Raw genomic sequence first — 19,737 nt, 5'->3', positions numbered from 1 at the left:
CAAAAAAGCCCGGTTATGGACCGAGCTTTTCTGATGGAATGTCGAAAGTTTGGTTCAGGCGCGGCCGTAAGCTTCCGCGATAGCAACCTGAAGCGCGTCGTCCACGCTGCGGTCTGTCCAGGCGACCAGTTGGAAGGCGGGATAGAACCGTTCGGACGTGGCGACGGCGCTAGAGATCAGTTGATCGATCTGTTGCGGGCTGACGATCTGCCCGCCGTTCAGCGCAAGACCATAGCGATAGACCATGAGGCGCTGGTCGTGCCAATAGGTGAACGCCCCCGTCCAGCACATGTCGTTGGTGCGGTTCAGGGCTTCGTAAAGGCGCGGCAGACTGTCCTCGGGTGGTTCCATCTCGAACGTGCAAATCAGGCGCAGGGTTTCGTCATAGGGCGACCAAGCCAAGGTGATCGAATAGGTTCGCCATTGCCCCTCGACCGCCATTGCGATCTGATCGTCCGCGACGCGGTCAAACTCCCATGCGTGATGTTGCGCAATGGTCTCGACGACGTCGATGGGGTGAAGGTCTTCACTCTCGATGAATTGCTCGGTCGCGGACATGATATTGTCCTTCCATTCGTTTCAGCTTTGCGACCGGAAGAGAACCCGATTTGGCCACTAAAGCTTGATGCCTGTACTAGGTTCGGCGTTCTACGCACCTTACCCTTACTAGATATGGTGTCAGGTCACTGAGTCGCTGTAAAGACAAACTTTCCCATGTGAAGGAGTTGTCCACAGAAAACATTTGGTTCTCCACAGGTTAGGCCGGGTGGCCGCGAAGGGCGGAACAAAGCCGTCATTGCGTCGCCCGCTTGACCTTGCTTGCGCGAAGCCCCAGTTTGCGGCCATTGCGCAGGAGCCAGGAGCAGCAGGTGTCCAATCACACAACCCCGTTTTCGCGATTTGAATGGCAGATCGCGTGGCGATATCTTAGGGCGCGGCGCGCAGATGGCGGCGTCAGCACAATGACGTGGATCAGCCTGATCGGCATCACGCTGGCGGTCGCAGCCCTGATCATCACGCTGGCCGTGCGCACCGGGTTTCGGGACGAATTCGTCGATACGATCCTTGGCGCCAATGCTCATGTCGAGGTCTTCGCCCAAAGCCATGTGAATGAAACCGGTCAGGTTGTCAGCACGATTTCGGACTACGAAGGATGGGCTGACCGCATCGCCAAAGTGCCCGGTGTCACGCGCGCGGCCCCCTTGATTAAGGGTCAGGTCATGGCCAACCGCGGTCAGGCCAACGCCGGTGTCGAGGTGTTCGGCATCAGCTATGACGACCTTTTGACCATCCCGCGGATTGCCCGCCCTGAAAGCTATCTGGGCGATATCTCGGCGTTTGAACAAGGCATCGCCATCGGGTCAGGTGTGGCCGCTGAGTTGGGGATTGGTCTGGGTGACAAGATCAAAATCATCTCGCCCAACGGGGTCAAGACAGCCTTTGGCACCAGCCCGCGGGTGAACGCCTATGAGGTGACCTATATCTTCACTGCCGGGCGCTGGGACATCGACCGCACGCGCGTCTATTTGCCCTTTGCCGAGGCACAGAGCTTTTTCAACCGCGAAGGCACCGCAGACCAGATTGAGGTCATCGTCGAAGAGCCCGAAAAGGTGGATCGCTTGATCGAGGACATTCTGACCGCAACCGAAGAACCGTCATCCTACTGGACGTGGCGCAACCGCTCGGGCGCGTTCTTGCGGGCGTTGGATATGGAAGACAACGTGATGTTTATCATCTTGTCTGTGCTGGTGCTGATTGCGTCCATGAACATCACCTCTGGCCTGATCATGTTGGTCAAGAACAAGGGGCGCGATATTGGCATATTGCGGACGATGGGGCTGACCGAGGGGTCGATTTTGCGCATCTTCTTTTTGTGTGGGTCGCTCACCGGGATTGTTGGAACCATTCTGGGCGTTGTCGTTGGGTGCCTGTTCGCGCTCAACATTGACAGCATCTTTTCACTGGTAAACTTCATCGCCGGTGGGGGCGTTTGGGATCCGTCAATCCGCGGTATCTATCGGCTGCCAGCCAAGCTTGAATTCTGGGATGTCGCATCAGCGGTCGGTTTGTCACTGTCCCTGTCCTTTCTGGTGACCCTGTTCCCGGCGCGCAAAGCGGCCCGGATGAACCCGGTGGAGGCCTTGCGCTATGAGTGATCCGGTTTTGCGCCTGTCGGGCATCGAAAAGACCTATAACGAAGGCACGCCGGGCGAAATCCGGGTGCTTCGCGGGGCCGACCTTCAGATCGCGCGCGGCGAGGTCGTGGCGCTGGTCGCGCCCTCGGGATCGGGCAAGTCGACGCTTTTGCATATTGCGGGACTTCTGGATACGGCCGATGCAGGTCACGTGTCGATCAAAGGGCAGGACATGGGCGCGCAATCTGACCGAAGGCGCACGACCACCCGCCGCAACGAAGTGGGGTTTGTCTATCAATTCCACCACCTGCTGCCGGAGTTTACCGCGCTTGAGAACATCGTGCTGCCGCAACTGGCCAACGGTATCAGCGACAAGGCCGCACGCGATCACGCGATGTCGCTGATGGCGCGTGTCGGTGTGGACGGTCGCGCCACTCACCGCCCGGCCGAAATGTCGGGCGGCGAACAGCAGCGCGTTGCCTTCTGTCGGGCGCTTGCCAACCGGCCCGCGCTTTTGTTGGCAGACGAGCCGACCGGCAACCTTGATCCTGATACCGCCGACACGGTGTTCAACGCGCTGATGGATCTGGTGCGCGATACTGGCCTGTCCGCTCTGATCGCCACCCATAACCTTGAGCTGGCATCACGGATGGACCGCACGTTGCGGCTGGACGGCGGTGTCATCGCATGACCGCTCGCGGTGGCTAACAATCCCGTGTGGTCTGGCGAAGTGGGATTGCGCCCAGCACAGGGATTGGCAAAGTCGGATCAACGTTCACCAAGCTGAGCCTGCGACATGCGTTCCTTGATCAAGCCAATCACCCTGCTCCTTGTGCTGAGTGCACCCCCTGCCTTGGCCGGACCGGTTGGCTTCGGTGATTGGCGGCAGCACTGGTTTGCGCGCTTCGCGGATGTGGATTTCACCTATTCAACCGGGTCGCTGGCGGTGCAGGCCAATGCAGCCGTGTCGATCACCTATAAGCTGCTGGACCAAAGCAACTGGGGGGCCCAGGCGGCGCGCTGGACTTGGTCGGTGGACCAGACCGTGCCCGGCACGGATCTGCGACTGAAGGGCGGAGATGACCGCAACCTTGCGCTCTACTTCGCGTTTCTACCCAAGGCCGAGGCGCAACGCTCGGGCGCATCGCGCAACCTTCGCAAATTGCTAAAGCACCCAGAGGGACGGGTTCTGGTCTATGTCTGGGGCGGGGATCACGGGCGCGGGGCGGTGCTGCCATCGCCCTACCTGGGCGCGCGCGGCAAGACCGTGGTGCTTAGGCCATCAGGCACCGGGGCGCATGCGGAAAAGGTCGATCTGGTTGCGGACTATCGCCGGGCCTTCGGCGAGGCACCCCAGGCGCTGGTCGCGCTGGCCGTGTCGTCTGACAGCGATGACACCAATACGGTCACGCGCGGACAGATCACGGATTTGGTTTTGAACTAACCCCTCATGATCGCAGGAGGAAACCCGCCCGCTCACCGCGTTTTGGTTGAACCTGCCGGGCGGCGTGCTAGGTTGGCGCAACGCCACTTACAGCTGCGAGGTCCCATGCTGCGTGCCCCCTTGATCCTTCCGCTTCTGATTTTGCCCCTTGCCGCGTGCGAGCCCAGCGGCCCCTTTGCCGCGAAAGCGACGGGGCCGGACCTGTCCAGCATGACCGGGGGCGAAATCTTTGCCGAAAACTGCGCCGCGTGCCACGGGACGGACGCCAAAGGCGGCCCACTGCCAGACGCACCCGACCTGACCACGCTGACCGCCCGCCACAGCGGCAAATTCCCCACCCGCTACGTCATGTCCACCATCGACGGCTATGCCAAAGCCGACACCCACGGCCCCATGCCTGAATTTGGCGCTCTTCTGGAGGGCGAAATGGAGGTTTGGGTGGACGAGAAAGGCGTGCAGACGCCAACACCGGCTGCGCTGATCAGGCTGGCGGAGTATTTGGAGTCTGTGCAGGGGTAGGACCGTTGCCAGAAGGCTCGAAATCCGGCCTCTTTTCGGGTGCCTTTTCCCTAAGTTTTTTGCAGCATCTTTCAGGACAAAGTGATCCCTGATGAGCGCTTCAAGAATCTCAATCATTGTTGACAATTCCTCGGGCGAGGGTTTCCAACCGCGGTGAGCTGCGGCACTTCCTGCATCTATTAGAATAGCCAGAATGCCTTTTTGACTACCACTAATTGCACCTTTTTTCCGAAGTTGTTCGAGCTTGTCAGAGAACGGTTTTTCAGGCTCCACATCAAGAAGTTCGGATACTCGGTCGAACGCTGTTCGGGTTCCAATTGCAGCCAACACAGGCATATCTTCGTTTGCCGCTTTGTAGATACTTGACAGTAGATCATGCAAAGTTTCGTCAGCAGAGTGTAGATTAAAGCCACTCCAACTTGGGGGGTGGATGTGGGAACGGAAGGCCAGAAGGTTTTTCGATTCTGTTAATCTCGTTCCCATTCTCGGCTGACTGGATCTTGATACTCAAAGTAGTCTTCTGAGTTACCCTTGGATCTTGCAAAAAAGGTTGTCTCGCAGCCGCGGCACTCGAATACATAGTATTCTTCAACGCCTTGGATGTCCGGCCCGTCGTCATGCCAGCGATCTATTTTTTTCGAACAGTGTATTAACGCGACGTTCGCCCTCGCAAGTTGGGCAGGGCGCTTTTCTGTCGTTGTCATCGCCGAATGCGCCCGGATACTCAAACATCCAACTCCTCCACGAACCTCGCGTTCTCCTGAATATACTGGAACCGCAATTCCGGCTTCTTCCCCATCAACTGCTCGACCAAAGCCGCTGTCTCACCCGGTTCATCCTCGTCAATCGTGACGCGGATCAGCTTGCGGGACGCGGGGTCCATCGTGGTTTCTTTCAGGTCTTTCGCGTCCATCTCGCCCAGACCCTTGAACCGGCTGACGTCGATCTTGCCTTTGCCGCCCAGACCTTTCTCCAGCCACTCATCCCGCTCGGCCTCGTCAAGACAATAGACGCGTTTGGCGCCTTGGGTCAGGCGAAACAGCGGCGGGCAGGCCAGATACAGGTGGCCCGCGTCTATCATCGGGCGCATTTGGGTGAAGAAGAACGTCATCAGCAGCGCCGCGATATGCGCACCGTCGACATCCGCGTCAGTCATGATGATGATTTTGTCATAGCGCAGGTCGTCGACGTTGAACCGCGTGCCCAGCCCGACGCCAAGGGCTTGGGTCAGGTCGCTGATTTCGGCATTGGTGCCGATTTTTGAGCCTGCCGCGCCCAGCACGTTCAGGATTTTCCCGCGCAGGGGCAGCAGCGCCTGAGTCTTGCGGTTGCGCGCCATCTTGGCCGATCCACCGGCCGAGTCGCCTTCGACAATGAACAGTTCGGTGCCTTCGCGGTTGGTGGCGGAGCAATCGACCAGCTTGCCGGGTAGGCGCAGTTTCTTGGTGGCGGTCTTGCGCTGCGTCTCTTTTTCCTGCCGGCGGCGCAGGCGTTCTTCGGCGCGCAGGACAAGGAAATCAAGGATTGCGCCCGCGGATTTCGTGTCCGCCGCCAGCCAGTTGTCGAAGTGGTCGCGCACCGATTGTTCGACCATTTTTGTGGCGCTTTCGGTCGACAGCCGGTCTTTGGTCTGGCCCACGAAGGATGGGTCGGCGATGAAGCACGACACCAGTGCGCAACCGCCCGTCATCAGGTCGTCGCGGGTGATGTTGGCGGCTTTCTTGTTGCCCACCAGTTCTCCATACGCCTTGATGCCCTTCAGCATCGCGGCCCAGAACCCGGTGACATGGGTGCCGCCTTCTGGTGTCGGCACGGTGTTACAGTAGGATTGCAGGTATCCATCCATCGACGGCGTCCAGTTGATCGCCCATTCGACATAGCCGGGTTGGTTAAACCGCTCCTGAAACGTGACTTTGCCGGCAAACGGCGCATCGGCATAGACCGACGCGCTGCCCAGTGTTTCTTTTAGGTAATCGGACAGGCCCCCGGGGAAGTGGAACACCGCCTCGGTCGGGGTTTCGCCGTCGTCGATATGGGATTTCCAGCGGATTTCAACGCCCGAGAACAGATAGGCCTTGGACCGCACCAGCGTGAACAGACGTTTGGGCTTGAACCTGTGGTGGCCAAAGATTTCCTCGTCCGCATGGAAGGTGATGTCGGTGCCGCGTCGGTTGGGGGCCGCGCCGATTTTCTCAACCGGGCCAAGAGGGATGCCGCGCGAAAAGCGTTGCTCGAACAGTTCTTTGTTCTTCGCCACCTGCACGACCATCGTGTCTGACAGAGCGTTCACCACGGACGAGCCAACGCCGTGCAGACCGCCTGATGTCTGATACGCCTTGCCCGAAAACTTGCCGCCCGCGTGCAGTGTGCACAAGATCACCTCAAGCGCGGATTTGTCGGGGAACTTCGGGTGCGGATCAATCGGGATGCCGCGCCCGTTGTCGCGGACGGTGACGGCGTAATCTTCGTGCAGCTCAACCTCGATCCGGTTGGCGTGACCCGCGACCGCTTCGTCCATCGAGTTGTCAAGGATCTCCGCCACCATATGGTGCAGCGCGCGTTCATCCGTGCCGCCAATATACATGCCGGGCCGCTGGCGCACGGGTTCAAGGCCCTCAAGCACCTCGATGGACGAGGCGTCGTAGTCGTCAGGCCCTTGGCCGGCCAGAAGGTCTTGGCTCATTTACATACTGCCCTGAATGCTGCTCTGGTTTGTTCTGCTGTGTTCTGAGCGGGCATTATGGCAGAGCCAGCACACGGGGAAAAGAGCGTGTCGGCCTTGGGCTTTCTTTTCTGCCCTTTTTCACTACGCTCGGCACGAAGAGTGAAAGGGACGCGACCATGAGTGAACCCCCAGAGCAGCCCGGATCTGAGCGCCAATCAGATTGCGCTGCGCTTACGCCAGACGATTGGGAGGCGTTTCGCAACGGCGCGCACCAGCTTTTGGATCGATGCATCAACCAAATGCGCGACAGCGAGGATCACCCGTGGCAGGCACCCCCTTCAGATATCGCCAAGCGATACGCGATTGGCCCGGACCGTGACCTTTTGAGCAGCCTCACCGATGACGTGTTGCCCTTTCATGGCGGTAATACCCACCCGAAATTTTGGGGCTGGGTGCAGGGCAGTGGGCTGGCGTCGGATCTGTTGGCGGGGATGGTCACCGCGACGCTGAACGCCAACCTTGGCGGACGCCACCATGGTGCGAATGAAATGGAACGGGCCGTCGTGGACTGGACCCGGCAGCAAATGGGGTTTGGACCGCAGGCAAGTGGCGTGCTGGTCACCGGCAGTTCGCAGGCGACAGTGATCGCGCTTCACGCTGCGCGAGTGCACTGCCAGCCGGATACCCGAAGCGCCGGCAGCGCCCAAGGCCTGACAGTTTACGCCGGTGAAGGGGTGCACAATGCGACGCTGAAAGCGGTCGAACTGCTGGGTCTGGGGCGCAGCGCGTTGCGCCTTGTGCCGCAGCATGAGGGCGCGATTGATACAGGAGTGCTGCGACAGACGATTGCGCAGGACACAGCGCTGGGGTTACGCCCGATGGCGATTGTCGCAACGGCCGGGTCGGTCGATACCGGCAGTTTTGACGACCTGTCCGCGCTGGCAGATATTGCGCGCGACACAGGGGTCTGGCTGCATGTTGATGGGGCGTTTGGGGCGTGGACCCGGCTTGCCGCGGACCCCTGGCATGCGCTGACCAACGGCATAGAGCGCGCCGACAGTATCGCGCTGGATTTTCACAAGTGGATGTATGTGGGTTATGATTGCGCAATGGCGTTGCTTGCAGATGAAGGCGCGCATCGTGCGGCCTTCGCGACGCGCCCGGCCTATCTGAAAGGCGCCGAAGGAGGGTTGGCCGCCGGAGAGCCTTGGTTTTGCGACTACGGCACCGATCTGTCACGCGGCAATCGGGCGCTTAGGGTCTGGTGCGCGCTTCAGATGTTCGGGCGCGATGCCTTTTGCACGGCGATCACGCGCAACTGCGCTCAGGCCAAATTGATGGCAGATCTGGTTGAGGCGCGCGGCATGGAACTGATGGCCCCTGTCGTGTCGAATGTTTGTGTTTTTACCGCCGCGCCACACCTGCCCGCCGATGAACAATCCGCCCTGAACAGCAAAATCGCCACGGCGCTTCAGATCGAACAGCAGACGGTCTTTTCGACCACAACGCTTGCGGGGGTCACTTGCCTGCGGGCGGCGATTACCAACCACCGGACAGACGACCACCATATTCGTGAGGCAATCAACGCTGTTCAGGCCATCGCGCAGGCCGTGCCTAGTCCTTGAACGGGTCGTCGGGATAGGTGACACTGGCAAGGTAAAGCCCATCGGGCGAGCACACCGGCCCGCAGGCCGCGCGGTTGCGCGCCTCTAGCGCGCGACTGACATCATCGGGCACCCATGCACCGATCCCCACCCGCTCCAGCGTGCCAACGAAGCTGCGCACCTGGTTGTGCAGAAACGACCGGGCGCGCACGTGAAAGCGATACTCGGTGCCGTTGGGGATCTCGACCTGCTCTACGCGCAATTCGCCCAGCGTCTTGACCGGGCTGTCTGCCTGACAAACGGTTGAGCGAAAGGTGGTGAAGTCATGGCGCCCCAACAAACGATCCGCACCGGCCTGCATGGCGTCCGCGTCCAGCTTGTGTTTGATATGCCACGCCAGCCCGCGATCATGGGTCAGTGGGGCGCGGCGGGAAATCAGGCGATACAGATACCGTCGCTCTAGCGCCGAGAAGCGCGCGTGGAAATCATCGTCAACGCGGGCGCAATCGACAATCGCGACCCGCAACCCGCGTAGATGAAAATTCAGTGCCTCGGACAGCCGGAAGGCATCCCAATCTTTTGTTAGATCGCAATGGGCCACCTGTGCCAGCCCATGCACACCTGCATCGGTGCGCCCAGCCGCCGCGATATTGTGCGCGCCGGGTTCAAGTTTCGCCAGCGCAGCCTCGATCGCCCCCTGAACCGAGGGTTGCTCTTTCTGGCGCTGCCAACCGGCAAAACCTGCGCCGTGATATTCGATCTTCAAAGCGTATCTGGGCATGGCATTCCGCATACCGCGCGATGACGGTGCGGGCAAGGCGCGACTCCAAGGGGAGAGCGCATTGAAAGCTCCCCTCTGGCACATGGGTGTCCGCGCGCCTATGTTCAGCCTAATTGAAAGACGGAGGCACCTGTGGGGCTAGGCGATATCGCAGACAGTATCACGCGTCAGATCGAAGCGATCGGCGACGCGACCAGCGAGGCGCTGTTCGAACCGGTGATCCGCTTGGGCGTGACCGGGTTGTCACGCGCGGGCAAGACCGTTTTCATTACGTCGCTGGTGGCAAATCTGATGAACAGGGGGCGAATGTCTGGCCTGATGGCAGCGGCGGACGGGCGCATTCAAACTGCGTTTCTGCAACCTCAGCCAGACGATACGGTGCCGCGTTTCGATTTCGAAACACATCTGGCGGCGATGACCGGGCCGACCCCGCATTGGCCTGCCTCAACCCGCGCGACGTCGGAGTTGCGGCTGTCATTTCGGGTTCAGCCCTCGGGTCTGTTGGGTGGGCTGCGTGGGCCGCGCACCGTGCATCTGGATATCGTGGATTACCCCGGTGAATGGCTGTTGGATTTGTCACTGTTGGACCTCAGCTATACCGATTGGGCCGCGCAGGTGTTGGACCGGATCGCGGACCGCCCCCAGGCGGACAGCTATCTGGGCATGCTTCAAGGCATCGATGGGGCCGCACCGCTTGACGAAATGGAGGCCAAGCGCCTTGCTGGCGGATTTGCCGGCTATCTGACCGCCGCGCGCGAGGATGGATATAGCGACTGCACGCCGGGGCGTTTCCTGCTGCCCGGCGATATGGAGGGAAGCCCGGCCCTGACCTTCGCCCCGATCCCGCATCCCGACACCACCCCGCGCAAAAGCTTGTGGCGCGAGATGGAGCGGCGGTTCGAGGCCTATAAATCCCGCGTGGTAAAACCGTTCTTCCGCAATCATTTCGCCAAGATCGACCGTCAGATCGTGCTGGTGGATGTGCTGGGCGCGATCCATTCCGGCCCCGCTGCGCTGGAAGACCTGCGCCGCGCGATGGCCGAGATCCTGACCGCCTTTCGCCCCGGCGCGAATGCGTTTCTCAGCTCGATCTTCTTGGGGCGGCGGGTCGAACGCATCCTCTTTGCCGCCACCAAGGCCGACCACCTGCATCACAGCCAGCACCCCCGCCTGACCGCGATCACCGAGGCGCTTTTGCGCGAAGCCCGTGATCGCGCAGATTTTGCGGGCGCCAAGACCGCCGCCATGTCCATCGCCGCGCTGCGCACCACGGTCGAGGAACGGTTGGAGCATGACGGCCAAACGCTTGACTGCGTCCGCGGGACGTTGCTGGACAGCGGCAAGACGGCCGCGTTCTATCCCGGCGCGCTGCCCGATGACCCATCCCGCCTTCTGTCGCCCGCGCGTGACGGGGCCGAGGCGTGGTTGGATGCAGATTACCAGATCATGCGGTTTGCGCCTGCCGCTGTCACGCTCAGACCCGGCGAGGGGCCGCCGCATATCCGGCTGGACAAGGCCGCGGAATTTCTGATCGGGGATCGCCTGTGATGATCGCGCCAGCAACCCCGGCGGACGTGCCCGCGATTGCCAATATCCTGACCGGTTGGGTGGCCGCGACGCCGTGGATGCCGCGCGTCCACAGCCGCGCGGATGAAAAGGGGTTCGCGCGGATGCTGGTGGATCGCGGCTGGACCGTGGTCGCGCGTGAACGGGGCCGCGTGCGGGGGTTTCTGGCCCGTGACGGGGGCGAGGTTCATGCGCTCTACCTGTCGCCTGCCGCGCGTGGTCGGGGCATGGGCAAGGCGCTGCTGGATCAGGCTAAAACCGCCCGCGCCGATCTCGCGTTGTTTGCGTTTCAAGCCAACGAAGGCGCCTGTCGCTTCTATCGGCGCGAGGGCTTCACCGAGGCGTTTCGCACCGATGGCGCGGGCAATGACGAAAACCTGCCGGACATACGGTTCATCTGGAGGGCCGCGTGATGGCTGACACCCCAAAGAAGTCCACGGGCCCGGTCCTGATCGAATTGGGTGATGCGCCACGGGCCACGCCCGCCGACGCCCCGCCGGTGCCCGAGTTGGCCGCGGTCGATGCCACGGGGGCCGCGATGCAAGGCGCGATCAGTTTTGCGGGCCGTAAACGGTCGCGTCTGGCGCGTTGGTTCTGGTCGCTTCTCATGGCGATCATGGGGTTTGTGCTGTCGGTCGCCGCCTACGACTTCGTGACGGGCCTGATCGAACGCCAGCCTCTGCTGGGATATGCAGCGCTGGGTCTGGTCGCGGCGTTCATTCTGGTTCTGCTGGTCATTGCGCTGAAGGAATGGGTGGCCTTCGCCCGGTTGCGGCGCGTCGACAGCCTGCACCGCGCGTCTGAAGCTGCGATTGCCCATGGCGACCTGACCGAGGCGCGGCGCGTGGTGGATCGCCTGAAGCAGCTTTACCACGGGCGCGACGATCTGCGCTGGGGGCTGGAACGCATGACCGAGCGCGAAGGCGATGCTTTCGACGCCGACACACTGTTTGCTTTGGCTGAGGCCGAGTTGATGGCCCCGCTGGACGCCGCCGCCTTGAAAGAGGTCGAAGCCGCCGCCCGTCAGGTCGCGACCGTCACCGCCATCGTGCCGATCGCACTGGCCGATGTAGCAACAGCCCTGACGGCCAATATCCGTATGATCCGCCGCGTGGCCGAGATCTATGGCGGTCGCTCTGGTGCGCTGGGCAGTTGGCGGCTGACCCGCGCTGTGATGGCGCATCTTGTCGCCACCGGGGCCGTCGCGGTGGGGGATGACATGATCGGGTCGCTGGCTGGCGGTGGGATGCTGTCCAAGCTCAGCCGCCGGTTTGGCGAAGGCGTGGTGAATGGCGCGCTGACCGCCCGCGTGGGTGTGGCCGCGCTTGAGGTCTGTCGCCCGCTGCCCTTCGGCCCCAAGAAACGCCCAAGCGTCACCGGAATTGTGAAACGTGCCCTGACAGGGCTGTTCGGGACGAAGTCAGAATAGTTTCGGTGGGGCAGAGGCAGGCCTGCGCGTATCCTCCATCTGGAACTTGAAGGCCCGTCCGATGCGCTGCGCCAAGGCGATCCACGTATTGGCCAGATCTTCGGGCAACTCCTGCCGCAATACGTCCTCGAACATCTCAAGCCACGGGGCGAAATGCTCCAGCCGGATGTCGGGCGACCCAACATGAACGCGCATCGGGTTCCCGTCATACCCTTTCTCACGCAAGATCGCGTTGCGCCAAAAGCTTTCAATCTTGTCGATATGGGCGGCCCACTCGGCGTCGGTTTCGCCTATATGGGCGTTGAACACCGGGCCAAGCTCGGGGTGGCGTCGAATGTGCGTATAAAACACCTGCATGACCCGCGCGATCTGGTCGCCGGACACGGGAAAGCGGGCAAGGGGGTTGAGGTCAGTCATGGTGGCTCCTGCTAATCTGATGCTTTTAGTCAGATTAGTGTGCAGGCGAAAGAGACAATTGCGCGCACCACGTCATGATCAGTGCCGGTCTGCCAAGTCTTTACGCCGCCGACCCACGCGCCTATAACGCGCCCATGATGCATGCCAAAGCCATCATTATTCGAATTATCAGCCCGGCGCTCTGACCCACTGAGCCGCCGGGACAAGGCGCATGGGCGACCCGCGCCGACCCATCCGATAGATTGCGAAATATCCTGAAAAGGACCGGACACATGTGTGCCGACACCCCTGAATACAAAGACACTTTGACGCTTCCCGTCACCGAATTCCCCATGCGCGCAGGCCTGCCCAAGCGCGAGCCTGAATGGCTGGCCCGGTGGGAAAAGATCGGCGTCTATGACCGCCTGCGCGAAAAAGAAGGCCGCACGCCCTTCGTGCTGCACGATGGCCCCCCCTATGCCAACGGGCATCTGCATATCGGTCACGCGCTGAACAAGACGATCAAGGACATGATCGTGCGCAGCCACCAGATGATGGGGTTCGACGCGCGTTATGTGCCGGGCTGGGATTGTCACGGTCTGCCCATCGAGTGGAAGATCGAAGAACAGTACCGCAAGAAGGGCAAGGACAAAGACGACGTCGACGTGGTCGATTTCCGTCAGGAATGCCGCAAGTTCGCGGAAGGCTGGATCGACATCCAGCGCGACGAATTCAAGCGGCTGGGCATCACCGGCAACTGGGCCGATCCCTACCTGACGATGGATTTCCACGCCGAGCGCGTGATCGCCGAGGAATTCATGAAGTTCCTGATGAACGGCACGCTCTATCAGGGGTCCAAGCCCGTGATGTGGTCGCCGATTGAGCAGACTGCGCTGGCTGAGGCCGAGGTGGAATACCACGACAAGGAAAGCTTCACGATCTGGGTGAAATTCCCGGTCGCGACAGATGGTGACCTGAAAGGCGCGAACGTGGTTATCTGGACCACGACTCCTTGGACGATCCCGTCGAACAAAGCCGTGGTCTATGGTGAAAACTACGATTACGGACTTTATGAAGTGACCGACACCCCGGCGGAATGCTGGGCCAGTAAAGGCGACCGCTTTCTTCTGGCGGACAAGCTTGCCGGTGACGTATTCGCCCGCGCCCGCCTTGACGACAACCAGTGGACGCGCGTTCGGGACGTCAAGGCGGACGAACTGGCCACGCTGTCGCTGAACCACCCTCTGGCGGGTGCCGAAGACGGGAATGGCGAATGGGATGATCAGCGTGACTTCCGTGCCGCCGATTTCGTCACCGATGAAGAAGGCACCGGTTTCGTCCATTGTGCGCCGTCTCACGGGATGGAAGAATTCGAGCTTTACCGTGACCTTGGGATGCTTGAGCAGGTCATTACCTACAACGTGCTTGATGACGGATCATTCCGTGCAGATCTGCCCTTCTTTGGCGGCACATTCATTCTGTCGCGCAAAGGTGGCGAAGGCGATGCCAACAAGACCGTGATCGACAAGCTGGTCGAGGTTGGCGGGTTGCTGGCCCGTGGCAAGATCAAGCACTCCTATCCGCATTCATGGCGGTCGAAAGCGCCGATCATCTATCGCAACACGCCGCAGTGGTTTGCGAGCGTGGATAAAGAGGTCGGTGACGGGCAGGACGAGATGGGCAAGACCATCCGCACCCGCGCGCTCAATTCCATCGACCAGCTGGTGAAATGGTGGCCGCAATCGGGGCGCAACCGACTGTATTCGATGATCGAGGCGCGGCCCGATTGGGTTCTGTCGCGTCAACGCGCATGGGGCGTGCCGCTGACCTGTTTCACCAAGAAAGGTGCTCTGCCGACTGACCCGGACTTCCTGCTGCGTGACGCAGGCGTCAACGCCCGTGTCGCCGAGGCGTTCGAGGCTGAAGGCGCGGACGCATGGTATAAAGACGGCGCCAAGGAGCGCTTCATCGGGGGTGCAGCGAACCCCGACGACTATGACCAGGTGTTTGACGTGTTGGACGTGTGGTTTGACAGTGGCTCGACCCACGCGTTCGTCCTGCGCGACCGTGAAGACGGCACGCCGGACGGCATCGCGGATGTCTATATGGAAGGCACCGACCAGCACCGCGGTTGGTTCCACTCCTCGCTTCTGCAGGCCTGCGGCACCAAGGGGCGCGCGCCTTACAAGAACGTCGTGACGCATGGTTTCACGCTGGACGAAAAGGGCATGAAAATGTCCAAGTCGCTTGGCAACACCATCGTGCCTGAAACGGTCGTGAAACAATATGGCGCGGATATCCTGCGCTTGTGGGTGGCCCAGACGGACTACACGGTCGATCAGCGGATCGGGCCGGAAATCCTGAAAGGTGTGGCCGACAGCTATCGTCGCCTGCGCAACACCATGCGCTTCATGCTGGGCAACCTGGCCGATTTCTCTGAGGATGAGAAAGTGGCCGCGGCCGACATGCCAGAACTGGAACGCTGGGTTCTGCACCGTCTGGCGGAACTCGATCACACGGTGCGCGAGGGGTATAAGACCTTCGACTTCCAAGGTGTCTTCTCGGCCGTGTTCAACTTCGCGACCGTGGACCTGTCGAGCTTCTATTTCGACATCCGCAAGGACGCGCTGTATTGCGATGGGGCCGACAGCCTGAACCGCCGCGCCGCGCGCACGGTGCTGGATATCCTATTCCACCGTCTGACCACGTGGCTTGCGCCCGTTCTGGTCTTCACGATGGAAGAGGTTTGGCTGGAACGCTTCCCCGGCGACCAAAGCTCGGTGCATTTGATCGATTTCCCGAACACGCCCGCCGACTGGCTTGACGAACCGCTGGCCGCGAAATGGTCAGGCATCCGCAAGGCTCGTCGCGTGGTGACAGCCGCACTGGAAATCCAGCGCCGCGACAAGGTGATCGGGGCCTCGCTTGAGGCCGCGCCTGTCGTGCATGTGCGCGATAAGGATGTTCTGGCGACGCTGAAATCGGTGAACTTTGCAGATATCGCGATCACCTCGGCCGTGTCGCTGACCAACGACCCGCTGCCATCCGAAGCCTTCCGCCTGCCGGAAATCGAAGGTGTGGGCGTGGTGTTTGAAAAAGCGTCGGGCGAGAAATGCCAGCGTTGCTGGAAAATCCTGCCGGATGTGGGCAAACACAGCCACGCAGGCACTTGCGAACGCTGTGACGAGGCGCTTGGCTAAGACAGCAAGGGCGGGCCAATGGCTCGCCCTTTCCAAATTCGGAGGAGCCGATGGCGAAACGAGCGCGCGAAACCAAGCTCCCGTCGCCTTATCTGAAACGGATCTGGGTGCGGCTTGATGCCTTGCCGCTGCCGGAAGGATATCCCTTCAGCTTGCCGTGGGTGTCGGATGATTTTGAGTTGGAATTCGACAATCCGGTCACGATCTTTTGCGGTGAGAATGGGTCGGGAAAATCAACCCTGATCGAAGCCATCGCAGAGGTTTGCGGGTTTAGCGATACGGGCGGCAACCGGTCTGTTGGCGCGGCATCCGATGATGGCGGGGTCGAGGTGAACGGGGCCGCACTGGGGCGCGTGATGCGTGGAAGCTGGCTGCCTAAGATCACCAACGGTTGGTTTTTTCGTGCTGAGACATTCTTTTCGATGGCGCGCAGGCTTGATGCTTTGGGCAGTCCGAACGCCGATTTCCTTTCCTATTCCCATGGCGAGGGCTTCCTGCGCTTTTTCGGGGAACGTATGGAACGACAGGGAATTTACCTGTTCGACGAACCTGAAAGCGCGCTGTCGCCACGCAGACAAGTCGAGTTGTTGCAGTTCTTGATGAATGTGCAGCAGACGGGCAGTTCCCAAGTGGTTCTGGCGACTCATTCGCCCATCCTGATGGCAACACCCGGCGCAGATTTGCGGCGGATGACCCATCGCGGCATCGTCGCGTGCTCTTACCGCGAAACTGAGCATTTCAAGCTTTACCAGTCCTTCGCACAGGACCCGGAAGCGTTCTTGAAAGCGGCGCTTGAAGGGGATTGGGACGCCATTTCTTAGGGTCTGCGGCCTGCTAGGCGCAGAATTCGGATTGCGGGCACTGCTTGGCTGGGCCAGTGTGCGGTATGCTTCAGATGTCATTCCATTCTCCTGTCGGACCTTTGGTCATCCACGAGGACGATGAGGCCATAGTGCGGCTTGGTTGGGGGCGCGCCACCGACAATGCGGACAGGCCTTTGCTGCAAGAAGCGCACGCGCAGCTCACGGCCTATTTTGGAGGAAGTTTGAAACGCTTCGACCTGCCCACCTATGTAAACGGTTCGGATTTTCAGCGCGCGGTGTACGACGTCATGTCGGCCATTCCGTATGGCGAAACTCTGACCTATGGCGACATCGCAAAGCTAACCGGAAACTCAGCCCAAGCTGTGGGTAATGCGTGTGGTGCCAATCCGATTCCGATCATCATCCCCTGCCATCGCGTGATGGGGGCCGGGGGCAAACTGGTTGGATTTTCCGGTGCCGGAGGGGTCGAAACGAAAGTTCATCTGTTGCGCCTTGAAGGCGCGGCCGGGCTTCTTATCTGATTTTTTCGGCCGCTGGTCATTGCCGGCAAAATCAGGCAACGTGGCGGCGCGCAACAGGGGGACAAAATGGCGACCATTCTGAACGTCAAGGGCGTGACCAAAACCTATGACGGTGGTCACGAAGCCTTGAAAGGCGTCGATCTTGAGATCGAAGAGGGCGAGATTCTTGCCCTGCTGGGTCCAAATGGTGCTGGCAAAACAACTCTGATTTCGATCATCTGCGGCATTGCGACCGCAAGCTCTGGGCAAATCACCGTCGGGGGGCATGATCATGTGACCCAATACCGGGCTGCACGCGAGATGATTGGCCTTGTGCCGCAGGAAATCAATCTGGAGCCGTTTGAAACCGTGATGAATACCGTTCGGTTTTCGCGCGGTCTGTTCGGACGGCCGCGCAATGACGCACGGATCGAAGAAATCCTGAAACTGCTCAGCCTGCATGACAAGAAGGACAACAGGATCATGACGCTGTCTGGCGGCATGAAGCGGCGTGTGCTGATTGCAAAGGCACTGTGCCATGACCCCAAGATCTTGTTTCTGGACGAACCCACCGCCGGTGTCGATGTCGAGCTGCGCAAGGACATGTGGGACATCGTGGCCAAACTGAAAGAGACGGGTGTCACAATCATCCTGACCACCCACTACATCGAAGAAGCCGAGGCGATGGCGGACCGGATCGGTGTCATCTCGAACGGTGAAATCCTGTTGGTCGAAGACAAAGCCGCCCTGATCAAGCGTTTGGGACAGAAAGAACTATTGATCGAGCTGGATCATCCCATCGACGCAATCCCCGAAAGCCTGTCCCACCATGCGCTGACCATCAGCGGCGTGCAGGAACTGGTTTACGCCTATGACGTTCAGGGTGACAGCACCGGGATCACCGGGCTGCTGGCGGACCTGCGCGCGGCCGGGCTTCACTTGGCGGACCTGTCCACGCGCCAAAGCTCGCTTGAGGATATCTTCGTCGACCTGGTGAAGGAAAAGACGGCATGAACTGGAATGCAATCACCGCGATTTATCGGTTTGAAATGGCGCGCACCTTTCGAACCCTGGTGCAGTCGATCATCTCTCCGGTCCTGTCAACGTCTCTATACTTTATCGTTTTTGGGGCCGCCATCGGGTCGCGCATCGAACAGGTCGAAGGTGTCAGCTATGGTGCCTTTATCGTGCCGGGGCTGATTATGCTGACCGTGTTGACGCAAAGCATCGCCAATGCCTCGTTCGGGATCTACTTCCCGAAGTTTATCGGCACGATTTATGAACACCTCTCGGCGCCGATTTCCTTCTATGAAATCGTCATCGGCTATGTCGGTGCGGCAGCCACGAAAGCCTTCCTGATTGGCATGATCATCCTTGCGACCGCACATTTCTTTGTGGATCTGACCATTGAACACCCGGTTTGGATGATGGCGTTTCTTGTGCTGACCTGCATCAGCTTCGCGCTGTTAGGGTTTATCCTTGGCATTTGGGCGCAAAACTTTGAACAATTGCAGCTGGTGCCGATGTTGGTGGTCACGCCACTCGTATTTTTGGGCGGATCGTTCTATTCGATCTCGATGCTGCCACCCGTTTGGCAGACAATCACCTTGTTCAATCCGGTGGTCTACCTGATCTCTGGCTTCAGATGGGCCTTCTTCGGGATGGCTGATGTGTCGCTTGGCTGGTCGGTGCTGGCGATCTTGTCCTTCATGGCCGCCTGCCTTCTGACGATCCGCTGGATCTTCCGCAGTGGCTATCGGCTGCGCAGCTGAGGAGGGGTGTTTGCAACATGACGAAAAGCGTATGCCCCGCACCCTTGTTTGAGCCTGAAGGGCGGTCTACATGACAGCCATGACACCATTCATACCCTTTTTGAAGAAGCCGCCGCTGGTCAATGTTATCCGGCTGTCGGGAACAATTGCCACCGGGACGCGCGGTCAGTTGAATGACGCAAGTCTTGCCCCCTCGATCGAGCGGGCGTTTCGCAAGGGCAGGCCGAAAGCGGTGGCGCTGGTCATCAATTCCCCCGGTGGAAGCCCGGTGCAATCCAACTTGATCACTGCGCGCATTCGTCGGTTGGCGATTGAAAACAATCTGCCGGTCTATGCATTTGTCGAAGACGTTGCAGCTTCGGGGGGCTATTGGCTGGCGACGGCAGCTGACGAGATTTACGCTGATGAATGCTCGATCCTAGGCTCGATCGGGGTCATCTCGGCCAGCTTCGGGTTGACGGGGCTGATCGAAAAGCTGGGCGTCGAACGGCGGGTCTATACCGCGGGCAAGTCAAAATCCATGCTGGACCCGTTTCAGGCGGAGAAACCTGCGGACGTAAAGCGATTGAAAGCCCTGCAAGAAGACATCCACGCGGCATTCAAAGCGCAGGTCAAATCGCGGCGCGGCGACAAGCTGCCGGAAGGCGAGGACCTGTTTACAGGTGACATTTGGCTGGGACGGGCCGCGATTGAAAAAGGGCTGGCTGATCGAATTGGCCATGTGGTGCCAACGATGAAAGAGAAGTTCGGGGACAAGGTGCGCTTTCGCATCTACGGCCCGCGCCGCAACCTGATTGGCCGTTTTGGTCTTAGCTTTGCGGCCAATTCCCTTGCCGCCCTTGAGGAACGTGCGGAATACGCGCGGTTTGGTCTTTGAATGGTCATCAAGGTCGTCGTTCTGT

General features: G+C 60.2%; 18 protein-coding genes and 1 pseudogene. 14 read left to right on the top strand and 5 right to left on the bottom strand.

Annotation, left to right across the window (positions count from 1 at the left end):
* Window positions 1-54: 54 nt before the first annotated feature.
* Entirely contained in the window at window positions 55-558 is a 504-nt protein-coding gene (locus ACXYMP_RS11435; protein WP_458906381.1) for a type III secretion system chaperone family protein, read from the bottom strand.
* 311 nt (window positions 559-869) lie between these two features.
* Between ACXYMP_RS11435 and ACXYMP_RS11430 the strand changes: the two genes are divergently transcribed.
* The 4 genes from ACXYMP_RS11430 (at window position 870) to ACXYMP_RS11415 (ending at window position 4,098) form a co-directional block, all read left to right on the top strand.
* On the top strand, window positions 870-2,156 hold the full coding sequence (locus ACXYMP_RS11430) for a lipoprotein-releasing ABC transporter permease subunit (protein WP_458906379.1): 1,287 nt from the start codon (window positions 870-872) through the stop codon (window positions 2,154-2,156).
* On the top strand, window positions 2,149-2,826 hold the full coding sequence (locus ACXYMP_RS11425; protein WP_458906377.1) for an ABC transporter ATP-binding protein: 678 nt from the start codon (window positions 2,149-2,151) through the stop codon (window positions 2,824-2,826). The genes ACXYMP_RS11430 and ACXYMP_RS11425 overlap by 8 nt, the downstream gene beginning before the upstream one ends.
* 105 nt (window positions 2,827-2,931) lie before the next feature.
* A complete protein-coding gene (locus ACXYMP_RS11420) occupies window positions 2,932-3,579 on the top strand; it encodes a DUF3047 domain-containing protein (protein ID WP_458906375.1) in 648 nt (215 codons plus the stop codon).
* A 105-nt stretch (window positions 3,580-3,684) separates the two neighbouring features.
* Window positions 3,685-4,098 (top strand): c-type cytochrome, encoded by a 414-nt coding sequence (locus tag ACXYMP_RS11415; protein WP_298569038.1) that lies wholly within the window; start codon window positions 3,685-3,687, stop codon window positions 4,096-4,098.
* A 111-nt stretch (window positions 4,099-4,209) separates the two neighbouring features.
* Here ACXYMP_RS11415 and ACXYMP_RS11410 read toward each other — a convergent pair.
* Both ACXYMP_RS11410 and parE read right to left on the bottom strand, forming a co-directional pair.
* Window positions 4,210-4,581: pseudogene (locus tag ACXYMP_RS11410) on the bottom strand (DUF4145 domain-containing protein); the annotation flags it as partial.
* A gap of 241 nt (window positions 4,582-4,822) precedes the next feature.
* Window positions 4,823-6,781, bottom strand: coding sequence for a DNA topoisomerase IV subunit B (gene parE, locus ACXYMP_RS11405; protein ID WP_458906373.1), 1,959 nt, complete (start codon window positions 6,779-6,781; stop codon window positions 4,823-4,825).
* A 158-nt stretch (window positions 6,782-6,939) separates the two neighbouring features.
* Here parE and ACXYMP_RS11400 point away from each other — a divergent pair, with 158 nt between their 5' ends.
* Window positions 6,940-8,388, top strand: a complete 1,449-nt coding sequence (locus ACXYMP_RS11400; RefSeq protein ID WP_458906371.1) for a pyridoxal phosphate-dependent decarboxylase family protein — start codon at window positions 6,940-6,942, stop codon at window positions 8,386-8,388.
* On the opposite strand, the gene truA is transcribed toward ACXYMP_RS11400, so the two are convergent.
* On the bottom strand, window positions 8,378-9,148 hold the full coding sequence (truA, locus tag ACXYMP_RS11395) for a tRNA pseudouridine(38-40) synthase TruA (RefSeq protein ID WP_298569044.1): 771 nt from the start codon (window positions 9,146-9,148) through the stop codon (window positions 8,378-8,380). The two genes, ACXYMP_RS11400 and truA, sit on opposite strands and share 11 nt — an antisense overlap.
* 132 nt (window positions 9,149-9,280) lie before the next feature.
* Here truA and ACXYMP_RS11390 point away from each other — a divergent pair, with 132 nt between their 5' ends.
* From ACXYMP_RS11390 to ACXYMP_RS11380, 3 genes are read left to right on the top strand one after another with little or no spacing between them, the layout of a single operon-like run.
* Complete coding sequence (locus tag ACXYMP_RS11390) at window positions 9,281-10,696, top strand: YcjX family GTP-binding protein (RefSeq protein WP_298569046.1); 1,416 nt, start codon at window positions 9,281-9,283, stop codon at window positions 10,694-10,696.
* Complete coding sequence (locus ACXYMP_RS11385) at window positions 10,696-11,127, top strand: GNAT family N-acetyltransferase (protein ID WP_248367855.1); 432 nt, start codon at window positions 10,696-10,698, stop codon at window positions 11,125-11,127. The genes ACXYMP_RS11390 and ACXYMP_RS11385 overlap by 1 nt, the downstream gene beginning before the upstream one ends.
* The gene (locus ACXYMP_RS11380) at window positions 11,127-12,143 is read left to right on the top strand and encodes a YcjF family protein (RefSeq protein ID WP_248367853.1); all 1,017 of its coding nucleotides are present in this window, start codon (window positions 11,127-11,129) and stop codon (window positions 12,141-12,143) included. The genes ACXYMP_RS11385 and ACXYMP_RS11380 overlap by 1 nt, the downstream gene beginning before the upstream one ends.
* On the opposite strand, the gene ACXYMP_RS11375 is transcribed toward ACXYMP_RS11380, so the two are convergent.
* Window positions 12,135-12,560, bottom strand: coding sequence for a group III truncated hemoglobin (locus tag ACXYMP_RS11375; RefSeq protein ID WP_458906367.1), 426 nt, complete (start codon window positions 12,558-12,560; stop codon window positions 12,135-12,137). The genes ACXYMP_RS11380 and ACXYMP_RS11375 overlap by 9 nt on opposite strands.
* 272 nt (window positions 12,561-12,832) lie before the next feature.
* Between ACXYMP_RS11375 and ileS the strand changes: the two genes are divergently transcribed.
* The 6 genes from ileS (at window position 12,833) to ACXYMP_RS11345 (ending at window position 19,712) form a co-directional block, all read left to right on the top strand.
* Window positions 12,833-15,739: an isoleucine--tRNA ligase gene (ileS, locus tag ACXYMP_RS11370; protein WP_458906365.1), complete on the top strand. Its 2,907-nt coding sequence runs from the start codon at window positions 12,833-12,835 to the stop codon at window positions 15,737-15,739.
* A 50-nt stretch (window positions 15,740-15,789) separates the two neighbouring features.
* On the top strand, window positions 15,790-16,560 hold the full coding sequence (locus ACXYMP_RS11365; protein WP_458906363.1) for an AAA family ATPase: 771 nt from the start codon (window positions 15,790-15,792) through the stop codon (window positions 16,558-16,560).
* Window positions 16,561-16,625: 65 nt separating this feature from the next.
* A complete protein-coding gene (locus tag ACXYMP_RS11360) occupies window positions 16,626-17,084 on the top strand; it encodes a methylated-DNA--[protein]-cysteine S-methyltransferase (protein ID WP_458906361.1) in 459 nt (152 codons plus the stop codon).
* 66 nt (window positions 17,085-17,150) lie between these two features.
* The gene (locus tag ACXYMP_RS11355) at window positions 17,151-18,077 is read left to right on the top strand and encodes an ABC transporter ATP-binding protein (RefSeq protein ID WP_458906359.1); all 927 of its coding nucleotides are present in this window, start codon (window positions 17,151-17,153) and stop codon (window positions 18,075-18,077) included.
* Window positions 18,074-18,835 carry an ABC transporter permease gene (locus ACXYMP_RS11350; protein ID WP_298569061.1) on the top strand — a complete coding sequence of 254 codons (762 nt, stop codon included), beginning with the start codon at window positions 18,074-18,076 and terminating at the stop codon, window positions 18,833-18,835. Before ACXYMP_RS11355 ends, ACXYMP_RS11350 begins: the two co-directional genes overlap by 4 nt.
* A 79-nt stretch (window positions 18,836-18,914) precedes the next feature.
* A complete protein-coding gene (locus tag ACXYMP_RS11345) occupies window positions 18,915-19,712 on the top strand; it encodes a S49 family peptidase (protein ID WP_298569497.1) in 798 nt (265 codons plus the stop codon).
* The last annotated feature ends 25 nt before the right edge of the window (window positions 19,713-19,737 follow it).

The organism is Aliiroseovarius sp. CAU 1755, assembly GCF_054482655.1.
This window is presented reverse-complemented; position numbering and strand designations above follow the sequence as displayed.